Source organism: Mesorhizobium sp. M6A.T.Ce.TU.002.03.1.1 (assembly GCF_003997275.1).
GTDB lineage: Bacteria > Pseudomonadota > Alphaproteobacteria > Rhizobiales > Rhizobiaceae > Mesorhizobium > Mesorhizobium mediterraneum.
This window is the reverse complement of sequence record NZ_RZTI01000152.1, coordinates 1-13312: the sequence shown is the minus strand read 5'-3', so window position 1 is coordinate 13312 and position 13312 is coordinate 1. Positions and strand designations below refer to the sequence as shown.

The window sequence follows — 13312 nt, the reverse complement described above, 5'->3', positions numbered from 1 at the left end:
CAATGGGCTCACCGGTCGGCGGGGGCGCCGGTGGCGGCATGCGGTGGCCAAACCGCACCCCGCACGTGCTCACCCCCGGCATGCGCCGGGCGCAGCGTTCGCTGGCCGATTTCCTGCCTCTTGGACCGCAAGGTGGCGGCGCAAAGCCTGGGCGTCACCTGCCTCGACTGTCATGCCAATTTCAACACCAACGCCGCCTTTCATCTGACGCCCGATGTCAGGCCGCAGGCCGCGCGCTTCCGTCTGGACACGACCAGCCTGCGCGGTCTGTTCAACCAGCAGATCCATGGGTCGAAACGGTCACTGCGCTCGGTCGAGGATTTCACCGAATTCGAACAGCGCACTGCATATTTCAACGGCGATCATGTCAGCGCAACCAGGAAAGGCGTGAACCTGCCCGATCGCACCGACCAGGTAGCGATGATGGCGCAGATGCAGAATATTGTCGATTTTCCGCCTGCGCCGAAGCTCGACCCGTTCGTGGCTCGTCCGCGCTCGTTGCCGGCGTGTCGATCGAAGCGAATGCTCCTCTTGAGCTAGCTGGTTCCTCCCGGTGTTCAACAACGAACGCGATCCGGACTTTTCGTACGAGCAGATTTACACCCCGCTGCTTGCGCGACCCCAACGGGAGTACCTCGTCCCCTCTCATTTGATCGCCCTCGACCAGAAGGCGTGGTAAGTGTCGGGGTCTTCGCCCGGGCTCCGGGCTGAGTTCCGGAGCTGAAGCTGTGACCGGGCGCATGGCGCCTCAAGGAGCCGCCGACCGATCAAGACATTGCCAACACATTGCCCCGTCGTCCGCGGTGGTCGTGCCAAAAGTGCCGGGAAGCGCCCGATGCCGCGGTATCGCGCCTCTTAAACTTCTTGCCAGCACGCCTTGCGCGGGGCAGCCCCGTCGAGAACGTCCCGCAGGCGCTCCTATCCAAGCTCCTCGGCGCTTGGGCGCATTCGCAGGCCATTTCAAACAGCACGTCGGCGCGGGATATGTTGCGCGATCGGCCACGACAGCCTGGCGAAGACGCCGCAGGTACTCGGGAACAATCGCGCCAGACTGCCGTTTGGCAATATCATCGCGGGAGAAGGTGTTGCAGCGGATCGTATCAGGAGCTCTGGCGGGACTTGCGGCCACGCTAGCGATGACGATCGCCATGAGGCGTCTTCACGCGTTGCTGGAGAACCGGGAGCGCTATCCTTTGCCACCCCGCGAGATCGTCGAGCGTGTCTTAATCGCCGGTGACGAGCAGGACGCACGATCGAGCACGCTGCTCGCCCATTTCGGCTTTGGAGCCCTGACCGGCTCCGTTTTTGCGCTTTTGCCTGTGCGCCGTGGCAGCGGCGTTCTTTACGGCCTCGGAGTCTGGGCGCTCAGCTATCTGGGATGGATTCCCGCTGCCCATATTCTTGCACCCGCCTGGCGGCATCCCGTCTACCGAAATCTTCTGATGCTGGCTGTCCATGTCGTCTGGGGCGCGACCCTCTCAAGATCTCTGAGCGAGCTGGAAGCCGCAAGGACCGAAGTGTTTGGTCGGCCCACCGGCCCAACGGCGGCGATATCGGAAATTCGTGAGGAGCCAGGCTGATGGCTCCAATGCCGATCCCCTTCTAGCTTGACCGCGAGCAGGAAGCTTTCGTTTGATACCTTGCAGACCAATCTATGGATCGACGTCGCGATCGTCGGGGCAGGGATCGTCGGACTACACGCAGCCTGTCTTATCTTTTGTGGGATCCGGGCCTGAAGGTAGCAGTTCTCGAAGCGCGACAGGTCGGCCGGCAAGCCACCGGCCGATTCCGGGTGCGCGACGTCCAGACCATATTCACGGCAGCCGGAATTGCGGTGAGGTCGACCCCGAACACTACCCAAATGGTTGGTTCGACTGATGGGCACCCGAGCAGTCGGAACCGCAGCGCCGATCTAGGTTCGGATGAGCCCGTCTAGAGCATCTGCCTTGAACGCAGAGTCGGCTCGAGGAGGTTACGAGAGCCCGCCTAGCGACCTCAGTTTCCAACTTCAATCGCCGATGACATATCCATCGCCGCCGTGACAATGGCACTGCACGATGTCCATGTTGCCTGGCGGCGACCGCCTCGGCGGACCGACGGGGTGCCGTTGGTGAGCACGACGAAGCCGACATCGGCCGAGGGCAAGATCTGGAAGGTGGTGTCAGCGGGGCCGCTCGATCCCTTCCGCATCTCCTATACTACGCCAGTTGGCACGACGATCGGCGCCGAGACGGTGGCCCATGCCGAGAAACAGCGTTGGTAGCCGCTGGCCAAGAGCCGTTTTTCGATCCGCTCGGCATGCGTTCGAGCAGCTCTCTGCACAAGGACTGCCGAGTGGCACGGGCGGCCATGGCGTTCACCCCCACGTTGAAGTCATGGATGGCCGTTATAGGTGCCGTCGGCAAGTAGCACGATCATCCACTTGGCAGGATCATGGACGTTGGACGAGATGCCGCCCGCCTGCGTCGCAGCGCGGTCAGCCGCCAGCAGTCTGATCTGGTCGACCAAGTCCTTTCTTTGTAGCGAGTTTTTGCTTTTCTTTCAGCAGCCGAACGATTGCGTCGACGGGCGGCGCAAAGTCGGGCGCCGACTTGCTATTCGACCGCCACAAGTATCCAAAGAATGTTCTCAGTATGCGCATTGTCGTTACCTCCTGGACGACCGAACTTGGTTTGGGCGTTGTTGTTCCTGAACGGCAGGCCAAGCGCCGCTGTCCGAAGGCGAACTTATGTGTGGCAAGCAGGCACGGCTGGAGTCTGGACGGGATAGAAATCCTGGAACTCGTCCTCCAGAACTCAGCCGTGACCGCTCCCGGTTGCAGACGCTCGTCCATTCTTCCGACCTGGCATTCGGGGAGATGTAGGCGGCTTGGCTGAAATCGAGCGAGGGCAGGTTCTGGCGGTGGGCAGGGCGGGGGGGTGTCGTGGCGATCACCGACAAGCTGAACGAGCGGGTGCGTCCGCCCGTCCGAGCTGGCGCTACTGGGCCGCATGTTCGACCGGCTGAAGGGTCGAGGCTCAATACTGCTTCGTTGGTTGTTGCCATTGTCATTTGGACTGGGGCGCCGATCGGGGCACCAACTGGCTTACTTACAAGACGATAAGGCTCGGCGAACATACGAGCCATGTGACAGGAGGATTGCCGCGCTGAGGTCACCCTCCCGCCGCCTTAATGCTCCGCGCGGCTTCCTCGATGGCCGCGCGATCATTGCCAAGCCTATCGATCAGTTCTTGGGCCTGGTCACCGCTTATGCCCGTTCGCATTGCCAGGGCCTCGACGGTCATAGCGTCTGAGCTGGCGATCTCGCGAGTTTCCGGAAGAGCATCGTCTGCGGTAAGGGGCAGTGCGGCTTCTCGATCAATTTCGGCTTTAGCCTGGTGCCAGTGTCGCTCGTGATCGCCGTGTGTACTGCCTTCACGTTCCCAATTTGGTATGCGCGGTGTTGGGTTTTTCGTGCCGTTCGTCGCCCATCTTGAGTCCTCCGTGCAGATTTGTCGTCAATGCGGGGCGCGACGGAATGATCCGGCGCCAAACCCAGATTCGGACAAAGCAGATCTTCACCGGGTTCAACGCATGACGATGCCGATCGAAGCGGACGCATCAGCGGGCTTTTTGTTGTGCGGACCAAAGAGCACAAAGCAATGAGCGCGCGAAACAGTGAAGTTTGTTGACCGCTGGCGCGCGCGCCATCCGACCTGCTCTCTTGCTGAATTCCTACGCACCTGACCGGCTGCGAGGTCCGGCGTGCACCTCAGCATAGGAATCAATGTACGGGAATTACCAAGCCGTAGCCGCCTTGGAACGAACAATCCCGCTCGAACTTACTTTAGCGATCCAGGTCCCTCACTCGGATCACCGGTCACTCGATCGGATTGGCCCGCCCTCGTACAGGACGGGCCATTGTTTCCGGGCAACATGACAAACAGGAGTGAACAACAATGTTTGCAGATGAGATTGCGGTAGGGCGTCTGAAATCCCTGGTCGAGCACTATATGGAGACCAGGAAAAGGCGGCACGATGTGGTTTCCACATCGAGGGCTGAAACCGCCATACGGGAAGTCCTCCCCAATTGCCCTGTGTCCGGGAAAGCCCTTGACGACATCATCGCCGCCTGTGCCGTCGAGCATGGTCTCGGCGTGCTGTTCGACAGGTCAGAAATCACCGACAGCGTCAGCTGACCCGCTGGCCTGCGCCAGCGCTCAGACACGTCGAATGTCCGGTTCATACATATCCCCGGTTGGTACGTTTCCGACACTATCCATGAGCCTCCATGCATCTAGATAGTCCGTGGAGGTGGACTGGCATGCCAAGATATTTTTTCCATATCCGGAACGAGGAGGGGCACCTCATGGAGGACCTCGAGGGGCAGGAATTTGCGGATTTGGCGCAGGCTGAGGAGAACGCGATGGCGTCCGCAAAGGAGATCCTGGCGGAAGGACTGCTCAGCGGGAAGCCAATGTTGACAGGCGCGATCTTTGAGATATGCGACGAAAAACACGCATTGGTGTTGCGATTTCCCTTCTCGGATGCCGCCAGAATGCCCGGTACCCTCCCTTAATGCTTAAAGTGATTGGCTTCGGGACTCTAGTACCCCATATGTAGTCTTATCGTTCGCACGTTGTCACGGGCGCGAACGGCTGGGAGATCAGACAGCTCTTGCCCTACCGAGGGTGGAGTTATGTTTAACCAGCCCAATATTCCCTATCAAAATGCTTTATTGCGGCGACTTTCCCCAGGCGATCTGGCATCGCTCGAACCCAACATGGAACGGGTAGCGCTGCCGATGCGGACCCAGCTTGAGTCGACGAAGTCCGTTATCGAACACGTGTATTTCCTGGAAGACGGCATCGCGTCGGTCGTCGCCAAACTGCCTAAGGGCCGGGATACCGAGGTCGGCCTGATCGGCATGGAAGGCATGACCGGAGCCTTAGTGGCCCTAGGCGGCGATCGCGCCGCACATGACACCTATATGCAACTGGCGGGAAGCGGCTTGCGAGTTCCAGCCCCGGCACTGTCGTCTGCTCTGTCTGAGAGCACCACGCTGAAGGCTCTTCTGCTTCTCTATGTCCAGACCCTCTATATTCAGACCAGCTACACCGCCCTGGTAAACGCACGGTCGAAGTTGGACGAACGTTTGGCTCGCTGGCTTCTGATGTGCCACGATCGCGTCCGCAACGACCGGCTTGCAATCACCCACGAATTCATATCCGTCATGCTCGGTGTGCGGCGACCGGGTGTCACGGTTGCAATCCAGGAGCTTGAGGGCAGGGGCCTAATCAGAGCCACGCGGGGTGAGATCGTCATCAGGGATCGTGATGGTCTGTTCCAGTTGGCCGATGGCACCTACAGCGAGCCGGAGCGGGAATATGAGCGGTTGCTGGGGAAAACCGACTAGCCCCTATAATCGGCGGCTTCGGCGAAAGTCGCGGTAGCGACGAGCGCCACCGTCGTCGGCAATTCAACCGACGCATCGCGCATTAGCGTTCCCCACAGCCTAACCCTTTCGCCATCATATTCTTCACGGCATAAATCGCTTCGCGAACCGGCACTTGCATGATCTGGGGGTTCGCTACCGAGAGAGCGGCATCTGAACCCTGCTTTGTCGTCCGTAGTGGGGAGGATAACCCACATCCTCCATAGGCCAGTTCGAAAGATGGAGGCCATCTAAAACCTTCATTTGCGCCAAGCGAAGTTGCGGGGAGATGCAAAGTAAGGCGCTACAGTTTGCGCTCGTCCAAACGTAACTGCTGGTTTGTGGCATCGGCCGATCCGCCCAGCGTGTCGGCGACCGTGGCACCTCGCGCACCCATCGGCTGCTGTTCATGGCTTCGAATAGCGTCTTGATGCCGTTGCTGGCGCTCCACAGTGCGACGGCAAGGCCGAAGATGAAGCCGAAGCTGAGCGCGCCAGTCTTCTGAGCGGCCAAGGACATAAGCTGAGATCCGATAATATCCAGACCGCCCGAAGGCAGTACGCCGCCAAGGAACGCAATGTGCTCAGCGATGGTCTGAGGATCGGCGACAAAACCGTAGATGGACACGAACGCGGCAAGCGCGGGAAAGAGGGCAAGGAGCAGATAGAATGCGGCCCCGGCCGCGATCAGCATAACACGGTCCTCGGTTACCTCAGCAAAGACCCGCCACAGCACGTCCTTCCAGCCACGGCTGGGAATCTCTGACGGCCATTCGGCATCGCGCCCGCGGCCCTCCCGTCCGGCCCGCCGCTCGTCTTCGTAAGCGCTGTCGGTTGTTTTCTTCGACATGGCTACCGGCCCGGAGCATCTTCTTCGCGGGGCAAACGTATAAAAGCGCCAAAGGATGCAGGTGCAGACCTGCGCCCACAAATAAACAGCCGCCGACTGCAGAAACACTGCGCCATCCCCATGCGAAGATTTCCTGCAATAGCAACACTGCCCTGCCTAGGACCTTCAGTGGCTTGTTCGAGCAACAATGAGAATACGCCAGCTGTCCACCAAGTCGGCCATTCGCGGTAGTCGGCTGACTGCGTTTTAACATTTCGCGGCCGGCCGGCGCGGATAGGCGTGGGCGATCGCGAGCTGCGCCTCTCTCGGCGCGTCCATCCGTCTCTAGCATGCAATCGACCATCGCTTGAAAGCCAGGCTCCATCGCCTCCTGACAGTTGAAGCTGGGCTAAATCGCGGACCAACCTAGTATCGCGTAGGGTGCCGGCACATCGCTAATTACCCGAACTCACGCCCCAGGCGATTACCCGTGCAGAGGCAACTCAAAACTTGCGGCTCAAGTACGACGAGCCTGCCAGTCCGAACCGCCACTCGAGATCGACAGCCTCGGAGATGCCGACCCGGCGTCCCGTCAAGATGGAGCTGGCTCTGGCCTCTGGCGCCTGCTTGAACTGGAACGGAAGCTGGTCCAGTGGCAGCCCGTCATAAGATGCATCGACAGCAAGCGCCTGGCAAACGCGACCCGGGCCCGAACAAAGAAATCGAAGGTCATCAACGCCGCGTTTGGCCCGCATCAGGTCGAGCTTTGATTGCGGTTCGATTGCGCGCACAAGGACAGCACTTCCGGGAAGACAGACGGCATTCAGGCACCAATGCAGACCATAGGAGCGATAGACGTATGCGCTCCCCGGGACGCCGAACATCGCGCTGTTTCGCGAAGTCCGACCGCCAAAACTGTGTGAGGCTGGGTCATCGGCGCGATACGCTTCCGTTTCGACGACGATCCCGCCCACGCCGTGCACAAGAAGCGTGGCGCCAATCATATCGCGAGCGACAACGCAGGCGTCTCGGGCAAAGAACTGGCGGTTCGTGATCAACGCCTGTACCAGATCTTCGCGCCGAAACGTGGGGCGAACAAGAACATTCCCGCTCCGGCTGCAAAAGGCCGATCCACCAGGGCCAAACTCGCGATCATCAGCATCGCGGCGCTTCCTGCTGAACTCGGATAGGTGTGATCGCCTATGTATGAGGGTCGAATTGGCTATTCAACAGCGCCTAGCCCAAGCGGTCGAAGCGATTGGAAGGTTGAAGTTCGCTGCCGGCGTAGAAAAGAGAGACCCGGAAGACCGTGCCTGCCGTGCTTGCGATGCCGCGATGCGTTAGGTGGCCGGAGAAAATCCTCGTGCGCTGCTCGCGAGCAACACTACGAAGGAACGTGACAGGCTCTGCGATCGTTGAAGACTTTTGATCGAGCCGTATCATGCCATCGACCTCGATACGAAAAATGGCATACGATCCCGACAGCAGAATCCTCTCGGTGTGGTTCGTTGTCAGCGACAAGCGGTACGAGTTTGACAACGTGCCGCCGGAGACCTTCGCCGCGTTCAAAGCCGCCTTTGCGAAAGGCCGCTATTTCAACGAGCACATCCGGAATCGATTTCGGTACCGTCTGATTGGGACCGGTAACGATCATGGATGACCTAGTCCATGCGAAAGATGGTTCACCTATCCATCGAGTTTCCACGGCTCATAGTCGGGGGATAATGATGCAGTACCTCGCCGCTTTGAGCGGGCGCGCGTTTTTGTACGCGGATTCGCGCACCGCCAGTGGAACAACAATTGCTCCGCACCGTTCAAGCTAAGCGAACCCGTCGCGGCAGCAATGAAGCGCCAAAGCCGAGTTTGTTTGGAGGTAATATGAAAAAGCAATTTTCCTCGGCCGCGGCAGGAGTCGTTCTGCTCGTCGGCGTCAGCGCCGCCGCCGCCCAGGAAGTGATCGTCATACAACCCGAGCAGGACACTGTGATCCGGGAATATGTGAAAAAGAAACCGATGGCATCCGTCAGCCTTCTCGGCGTGGAGCTCAACATCGGCACAGCTCTGCCCGACACAGTCGAGCTTTACGAGGTGCCCGACGTTCAGTACCGCTACGTAGTCGTCGATGGCCGAACCGTCCTGGTCGACCCATCTACCCGCAAGATTGTGAAGGTCTACGACTGACACGAACTCTTCAGACTGACGCCCGCCGTGCCGAAAGGTGCGGCGGGCTTTTTTTGTTGTGTTGGGGGAACACGATCTGCCGACAATCGTTCGGGTCGCCAACAAAGCGCCGTACCGTCAGATCGAGGACAGGCAATGCGTGAAAGGCAAACATTTACCCATAAAGAGAAACAAGAAAGACAGGAGCGCACGTCGGATGCTGCACGGGCATTGATAGATGTTGAGCGCGTGGCTCGAGATGCAAAGACGGCTCGGCTGCGAGAACAGCGGCTTAAGGCTGAATCCGATCTTCCTGCTGCATTGGTAGCGAAACCGAAGAGGAACCCAACAACTAGTATTCACTCGGCACGCGGCGGATTTCATAGTGCTATGAGCTAGTCATTGAGACGCGACTTCGTGTTGCAGAGGCGCCGCCTCTGGTCTCCGCGCGATCCGCAGAATTCGAATTCGTGCTGGGTAGCGCGAAATGAAAGCTCGCTGCGGGAGGGAACCGGCAGCGGGACTATGCATTAGGAGCACTTTCGCGGCTACATCCTGGCGAGGAATCGACCGCTGCAGTTGTAATGCGTGATTTCTGCAACGGTTCCAAAGGTTTTTGCGGACTCGGCCAGCCTCTTCAGCATTCCTATATTTTGTAATCGCCTAATTTTCCCAAGTTTTTTCCCCTTCTTGGGAACACATACTCGAGACGAAAGTTTGGCACGTGCAGCAATTGTTCCCTCCCAATGAACGGCTGCAGATCGGCCCGATGCACCGATCGGCCCGTGTCCTTCCCTTCCGTGGGGCGCGGGCTTTCACTAAGGCAGCCAAGCCACGCTGCCCTCATGGTGGCGGGCTATCTTCCTTGCAGGTCGCTAGTCAGAACTCTAACGCGGCCGATCTCGTCCAACTGCCCTGCATCGTATTTTTTAGATGCCATTTCACGGACGGCATCCAAGCCGAAGTCTTCGATCGCTTCGGTCGATGTCACGACGAGGACACGCTCTGTTCCATCAAAGGCTTCAAGCCACAACTCGAATCGCTCTGTGGCTCCACCTTCGCCAGTAAAAACCAGACCCATATGCCCTCTCCCTAACAAGCACCTGGCCAAGATCGCGCATGTCGAAATCTTGCCCGCACACTGGACAATGCTGGAAATGCTCTGCCTCCGGCTTAATCGGCCGGTCGTGGTCCTTGCCTCGATATCCCATACCTTCGTTGTTGGTCCGATATCTCATTTCCGCTCCCGCAATAGCCTCGCGGCTTCTATGAGGGCTTCACGATCGTTGCCGTTGGCCTTGATGAGCTCGCGGACCTGCTCGATCGTCACGCCATTCTCGCGGGCGAAATATTCCACTTCGTAATCTTCGTCGGCGGACACGCGGTTACGATCGCGAAAGTCTCGCTTGCTCTTGTCGTCGGCCATGTCGTTCTCCTGATGAGCTTCGGATCGGTGGCAACGCCGGAACCACGGTTTTGTTTCTGCGTCCCTGCGTGGTTGCCGCCTAACTTGACCTCGTGAGTCCATCCGTCGGCGGCTTGGCAAACCAGCTTCGGTTCCATCGGCGGAATGGACTCGAGCCGGCGGCGCTCCTGCAAGCATTTCCGAAGTACTAGTTAGGATGGAACTTTTGCGATTTCTAAAAATTGTCTGTGACCACTGGGCATGCCCCTCTCGCTGCCCGCTGTAGATCTGGCCGCAAACCCGATCGGGCCCGCGCTCTCCGCCAGAGGCGCGGGCTTTTCAGTTGACAGCCGTAAGGCCGTGGTCGGCTAAGGGCTAGCTCGGTGCTTTTTTAGTCACGCGCTTGGGAACAAGCGCCAGATAGCGAAGTTAGCAGCGTAAGGAGTTTCTCCTATGGCTGACGAACAGGATAGAGCGCCTAACAACCCTGAAATCGTCGTTCAACGCTTGGTCAAAGAAACCGGCATTACCGAAGAACAGGCCCGAGAGCTGATCTTCTTCCTCGGGCTCCATTGGGCATCGCTGCTCCGGGAAGCAAAGTCCCTAGCCGCCAAGCGGTAGGCGGCTTTGTCAGATATAATCGCCCCTGGTGAACGACTAAGACGTCTCGCCCGCCGTGCCGAAGGCGCGGCGGGCTTTTTTTGTTGTCCGAGATGTCCTGCATCGTATTAGTTGCGCAGAATGTTTTTAGCCGGAGGGGCGACTCCGAACAGCTACGTGAAGCTCTCGCGTCCCGGATCCTTGCAAATTATACGGCCGGTATCACTGACGAGGACGAACTTGTCTCAGCGTCAAAACTGCCGTTGGGTCGGTAGATGCAACGCAAATAGGTCCTGCTTTCACTCCTTTTTTCGACCTTCGCCGGAACATAGGTTTAAGCCGAAGGTTCGGGACGTGCAGCATGGTCTTGGTTCCCTCTCAAGATTTGCTGCCGGTCGGGCGATGCTCCGATCAGCCCGGGTCCTCACTCCATGAGGCGCGGGGTTCTTCGTTAGGGAACCGAAACGATCAAGGCTCTTCGGACGTCCAGCCCCTGGGACCGAGCAACGCGGCCTCGGCCGGTTCAAAGCACCACTGCCTGATGGACGTTCATGCAACCACCGCCATGTCTTCGCGTTTAGCCACTTCAATTCTGGAGAGCGACGAAGATGCCAGCGTTTATGCCGATTACGATTTACCTGAATCACAGATTGGTTCTGGTTGCGTCGATACCTGAGGCTGAGACGGCGCTTCAGCAACCATGGCCATTCATGGACAAGCCGTCCCGACTTGAGGCAATCCGAATGGTTGAGGAATGCTTGGCCGGACATTGCAGTCATCAGGCTGCGTTCGCTGCATTCGAGGAGGCCGCATCTGAACAGGGCCTTCTCAAGGAAAAGCCTCCAAGCGTAGGCCTCAGGAAATTCGACGGGGTCGCCGAAGACATGCTGTGAGGTGATGCCGCCTCGAGAGGCGAGCAACGAGTGGCCGGCAGTCGCGGTTCCGGGCTGCACCCGGTCGTCGTCCTTTGCGACACCAAGGTCAGACTCAGGTCCTACCTGACAAGACCGAAGCCCAATGAAGGAACCATTGCGGCCGCCTTAGGTTGGGTGGGGCTACACCCCGCCGTGCCGAAGTGTGGGAATTCATGCAACAGGGAATGTGATCACCATGTCGAACCGCGAGATTGGAGCGTCCCAGGCGCTGCGAATGCGCGTGGCTGGCCTCAATGAGAGGATGCGCGGCGCCCGGATTACCGAAAGGGAACTGAAGACCTTTCAAAAGGTCGCAGCCGTCCTGGAGGATGGCAAGGGCAGAATCGATGCCGACGATTTGATTGCCGCATCCTTCGTCGTCGAGACGCTGGATTAGCCAAAGCCGCCTTTAAGCACTCAAGAAAGCAAGCGCTCAATGCCCCTCTCTCAAATGTTGGTCTGACCGTCCAATGCCCGCAGTGCAACTTCACCGTCATCAAGAACGGCAGCTGGTTTCAGGTCGTTTCCCATTACAAGTGCGAAGGATGCGGACGCGAGATCCGGATTACCTATCCCGACAAGATCGCTATCTTCCAGAAGCACGCGCACTTGGCCACGCCCCTGCCGGGGCCTACGGAATCACGTTCCGTTCACTCTGGCTAATATCTGTCGCCTAGAATTTTATAAGTGCGTAAAATTGTAAGTACCGGCGCCCGCCGGCTCGAGTTCATCCCGCCGATGGAGCCCAAGCTCGTCGCAACGCCACCCGGTGGCGAGGACTGGATTCACGAAATCAAGCTCGACGGCTACCGCTCGCCTGATCATCGACGATTCCGGCGTGCGCTTCTTCACCCGCCGCGGACTCGACTGGACGGCGAATTGCCGCGACCTCGCCGCTGCCGCCGCCCTCGATTTAAGACGCCATCATCGACGGCCGGGCCAGCCGCGCAACTAGACTAGCCTGGCGAGGCACGTCTACCCTGCCTCCACAGCCTCCATCCGCCGACCAACATCAGCGCACCCCAAAGCAGGAAACCCAAATCCCAGTAGATCCATTGCTCCCGCGGGACGGTCTCGTTGACATGGTGGATGCCGAGGATCTGGTGATCCACCAGCCCTTCGACGAGGTTGAACAAGCCAAATCCGATGAGCACTGTGCCGACCAGCATCTTTCCCGACCACCAAAGGTGCGATTGATGCGCGGCGCGCCAGAGCAGGACCAGCCCAAGCACAACGAACAGATAGGTGGCGGCGTGGAACAGACCGTCGAGGAGCGTGTTGAATCGTAGGTCTTCGACGCTGTCGGCGGGATAGCCGGCGGTTACCATGTGGTGCCACTGGAGCAGCTGATGAAAGACGATGCCGTCGAAAAAGCCGCCCAACCCAAGGCCAAACAGAATGCCTGCAAGCGTGGGAAACTGGGGGGGGCTTCGCATCTAGGCTTGGCACGAGTTAATTCCTCCTCGGGCGAATAAGCGCAACGCCGACGACCAACTTTTGTTGCTGCAGCCCTGCGGAATCACGTTCTGTTCGCTCTGGCTAATGTAAGCCCGCCACCTAGAATCGAATAAGTGCGTAAAATTGTAAGTACCGGCGCCCGCCGGCTCGAGTTCATTCCGCCGATGATGCCTACCTTGGTAGCAAAGCCGCCCCAAGGCGATGACTGGATACATGAAGCCAAATTCGACGGCTATGACTCCCAGATCATCATCGACGCTGGCGGCGATCGGATTTTCACCCGCCGCGGCCTCGACTGGACCTCCAAATACCGCGACTAGCTGCGGCGGCGCGAACGCTGGACGTCGAGAATGCCATCATTGACGGCGAAGTCGTCGTCTTGAATGACGCTGGCCTTTCGGATTTCGCCGCGCTGCGCAAGGCAATCACCAGGCGCCAGCACGACCTCTATTTCGTCGCGTTCGATCTGCTGCATCTCAATGGCCACGACTTGCGCGACATGGCGCTTGAGGATCGGCGGGAAATCCCGGCCCG

Annotated in this window: 18 protein-coding genes and 3 pseudogenes; 12 read left to right on the top strand and 9 right to left on the bottom strand. The window is 58.9% G+C overall.

The genetic code is table 11. From position 1 onward, the window contains the following. From EOC93_RS29135 to EOC93_RS34275, 3 genes and pseudogenes are all read left to right on the top strand, one after another. Positions 1–540 (top strand): annotated as a pseudogene (locus tag EOC93_RS29135) (hypothetical protein); the annotation flags it as partial. A gap of 545 nt (positions 541–1085) precedes the next feature. After that, the gene (locus EOC93_RS29130) at positions 1086–1580 is read left to right on the top strand and encodes a hypothetical protein (RefSeq protein WP_127206330.1); all 495 of its coding nucleotides are present in this window, start codon (positions 1086–1088) and stop codon (positions 1578–1580) included. 530 nt (positions 1581–2110) lie between these two features. After that, entirely contained in the window at positions 2111–2263 is a 153-nt protein-coding gene (locus EOC93_RS34275; protein ID WP_164759316.1) for a hypothetical protein, read from the top strand. 110 nt (positions 2264–2373) lie between these two features. Here EOC93_RS34275 and EOC93_RS35480 read toward each other — a convergent pair whose 3' ends face one another. Together EOC93_RS35480 and EOC93_RS29120 are read right to left on the bottom strand one after the other, a co-directional pair. Next, positions 2374–2508 (bottom strand): hypothetical protein, encoded by a 135-nt coding sequence (locus EOC93_RS35480; RefSeq protein WP_281033166.1) that lies wholly within the window; start codon positions 2506–2508, stop codon positions 2374–2376. Between the two features lie 644 nt (positions 2509–3152). Further along, the gene (locus tag EOC93_RS29120; protein WP_245461576.1) at positions 3153–3434 is read right to left on the bottom strand and encodes a DUF2934 domain-containing protein; all 282 of its coding nucleotides are present in this window, start codon (positions 3432–3434) and stop codon (positions 3153–3155) included. A 504-nt stretch (positions 3435–3938) separates the two neighbouring features. On the opposite strand from EOC93_RS29120, the gene EOC93_RS29115 reads away from it, so the two are divergent. The 3 genes from EOC93_RS29115 (at position 3939) to EOC93_RS29105 (ending at position 5395) form a co-directional block, all read left to right on the top strand. After that, positions 3939–4178 (top strand): hypothetical protein, encoded by a 240-nt coding sequence (locus tag EOC93_RS29115; protein ID WP_127206329.1) that lies wholly within the window; start codon positions 3939–3941, stop codon positions 4176–4178. Positions 4179–4348: 170 nt separating this feature from the next. Then, positions 4349–4558: a hypothetical protein gene (locus EOC93_RS29110; RefSeq protein ID WP_245461573.1), complete on the top strand. Its 210-nt coding sequence runs from the start codon at positions 4349–4351 to the stop codon at positions 4556–4558. A gap of 120 nt (positions 4559–4678) precedes the next feature. Beyond that, positions 4679–5395: a Crp/Fnr family transcriptional regulator gene (locus EOC93_RS29105; RefSeq protein ID WP_127206327.1), complete on the top strand. Its 717-nt coding sequence runs from the start codon at positions 4679–4681 to the stop codon at positions 5393–5395. Positions 5396–5794: 399 nt separating this feature from the next. Here EOC93_RS29105 and EOC93_RS35110 read toward each other — a convergent pair. From EOC93_RS35110 to EOC93_RS35105, 3 genes and pseudogenes are all read right to left on the bottom strand, one after another. Beyond that, a pseudogene (locus tag EOC93_RS35110) lies at positions 5795–6262 on the bottom strand (YhjD/YihY/BrkB family envelope integrity protein); the annotation flags it as partial. 482 nt (positions 6263–6744) lie between these two features. Continuing rightward, positions 6745–7299 carry a DNA-3-methyladenine glycosylase gene (locus EOC93_RS29095; protein WP_127206325.1) on the bottom strand — a complete coding sequence of 185 codons (555 nt, stop codon included), beginning with the start codon at positions 7297–7299 and terminating at the stop codon, positions 6745–6747. 178 nt (positions 7300–7477) lie between these two features. Next, positions 7478–7810 carry a hypothetical protein gene (locus EOC93_RS35105; protein ID WP_245461577.1) on the bottom strand — a complete coding sequence of 111 codons (333 nt, stop codon included), beginning with the start codon at positions 7808–7810 and terminating at the stop codon, positions 7478–7480. On the opposite strand from EOC93_RS35105, the gene EOC93_RS29090 reads away from it, so the two are divergent. Together EOC93_RS29090 and EOC93_RS29085 are read left to right on the top strand one after the other, a co-directional pair. Further along, positions 7740–7901 (top strand): KTSC domain-containing protein, encoded by a 162-nt coding sequence (locus EOC93_RS29090; protein ID WP_245461574.1) that lies wholly within the window; start codon positions 7740–7742, stop codon positions 7899–7901. The genes EOC93_RS35105 and EOC93_RS29090 overlap by 71 nt on opposite strands. 218 nt (positions 7902–8119) lie before the next feature. Continuing rightward, positions 8120–8422 (top strand): DUF1236 domain-containing protein, encoded by a 303-nt coding sequence (locus EOC93_RS29085; RefSeq protein ID WP_127206323.1) that lies wholly within the window; start codon positions 8120–8122, stop codon positions 8420–8422. Positions 8423–9257: 835 nt separating this feature from the next. Here the strand turns inward: EOC93_RS29085 and EOC93_RS29080 are convergent. After that, positions 9258–9482 carry a hypothetical protein gene (locus EOC93_RS29080; RefSeq protein WP_127206322.1) on the bottom strand — a complete coding sequence of 75 codons (225 nt, stop codon included), beginning with the start codon at positions 9480–9482 and terminating at the stop codon, positions 9258–9260. 153 nt (positions 9483–9635) lie between these two features. Continuing rightward, positions 9636–9827, bottom strand: coding sequence for a DUF3606 domain-containing protein (locus EOC93_RS29075; protein ID WP_127206321.1), 192 nt, complete (start codon positions 9825–9827; stop codon positions 9636–9638). A gap of 432 nt (positions 9828–10259) precedes the next feature. Here EOC93_RS29075 and EOC93_RS34270 point away from each other — a divergent pair, with 432 nt between their 5' ends. The 3 genes from EOC93_RS34270 to EOC93_RS29065 all read left to right on the top strand — a co-directional run bounded on the left by EOC93_RS34270 (position 10260) and on the right by EOC93_RS29065 (position 11717). Beyond that, positions 10260–10427 carry a hypothetical protein gene (locus EOC93_RS34270; protein ID WP_164759315.1) on the top strand — a complete coding sequence of 56 codons (168 nt, stop codon included), beginning with the start codon at positions 10260–10262 and terminating at the stop codon, positions 10425–10427. Positions 10428–10947: 520 nt separating this feature from the next. Beyond that, complete coding sequence (locus EOC93_RS35475; RefSeq protein WP_281033165.1) at positions 10948–11082, top strand: hypothetical protein; 135 nt, start codon at positions 10948–10950, stop codon at positions 11080–11082. Between the two features lie 434 nt (positions 11083–11516). Beyond that, positions 11517–11717, top strand: coding sequence for a hypothetical protein (locus tag EOC93_RS29065; RefSeq protein WP_127206319.1), 201 nt, complete (start codon positions 11517–11519; stop codon positions 11715–11717). A gap of 50 nt (positions 11718–11767) precedes the next feature. On the opposite strand, the gene EOC93_RS34265 is transcribed toward EOC93_RS29065, so the two are convergent. Next, on the bottom strand, positions 11768–11929 hold the full coding sequence (locus EOC93_RS34265) for a hypothetical protein (protein WP_164759314.1): 162 nt from the start codon (positions 11927–11929) through the stop codon (positions 11768–11770). 347 nt (positions 11930–12276) lie between these two features. Continuing rightward, complete coding sequence (locus EOC93_RS29055) at positions 12277–12756, bottom strand: DUF2243 domain-containing protein (protein WP_127206318.1); 480 nt, start codon at positions 12754–12756, stop codon at positions 12277–12279. A gap of 189 nt (positions 12757–12945) precedes the next feature. On the opposite strand from EOC93_RS29055, the pseudogene EOC93_RS29050 reads away from it, so the two are divergent. Further along, positions 12946–13312 (top strand): annotated as a pseudogene (locus EOC93_RS29050) (ATP-dependent DNA ligase); the annotation flags it as partial.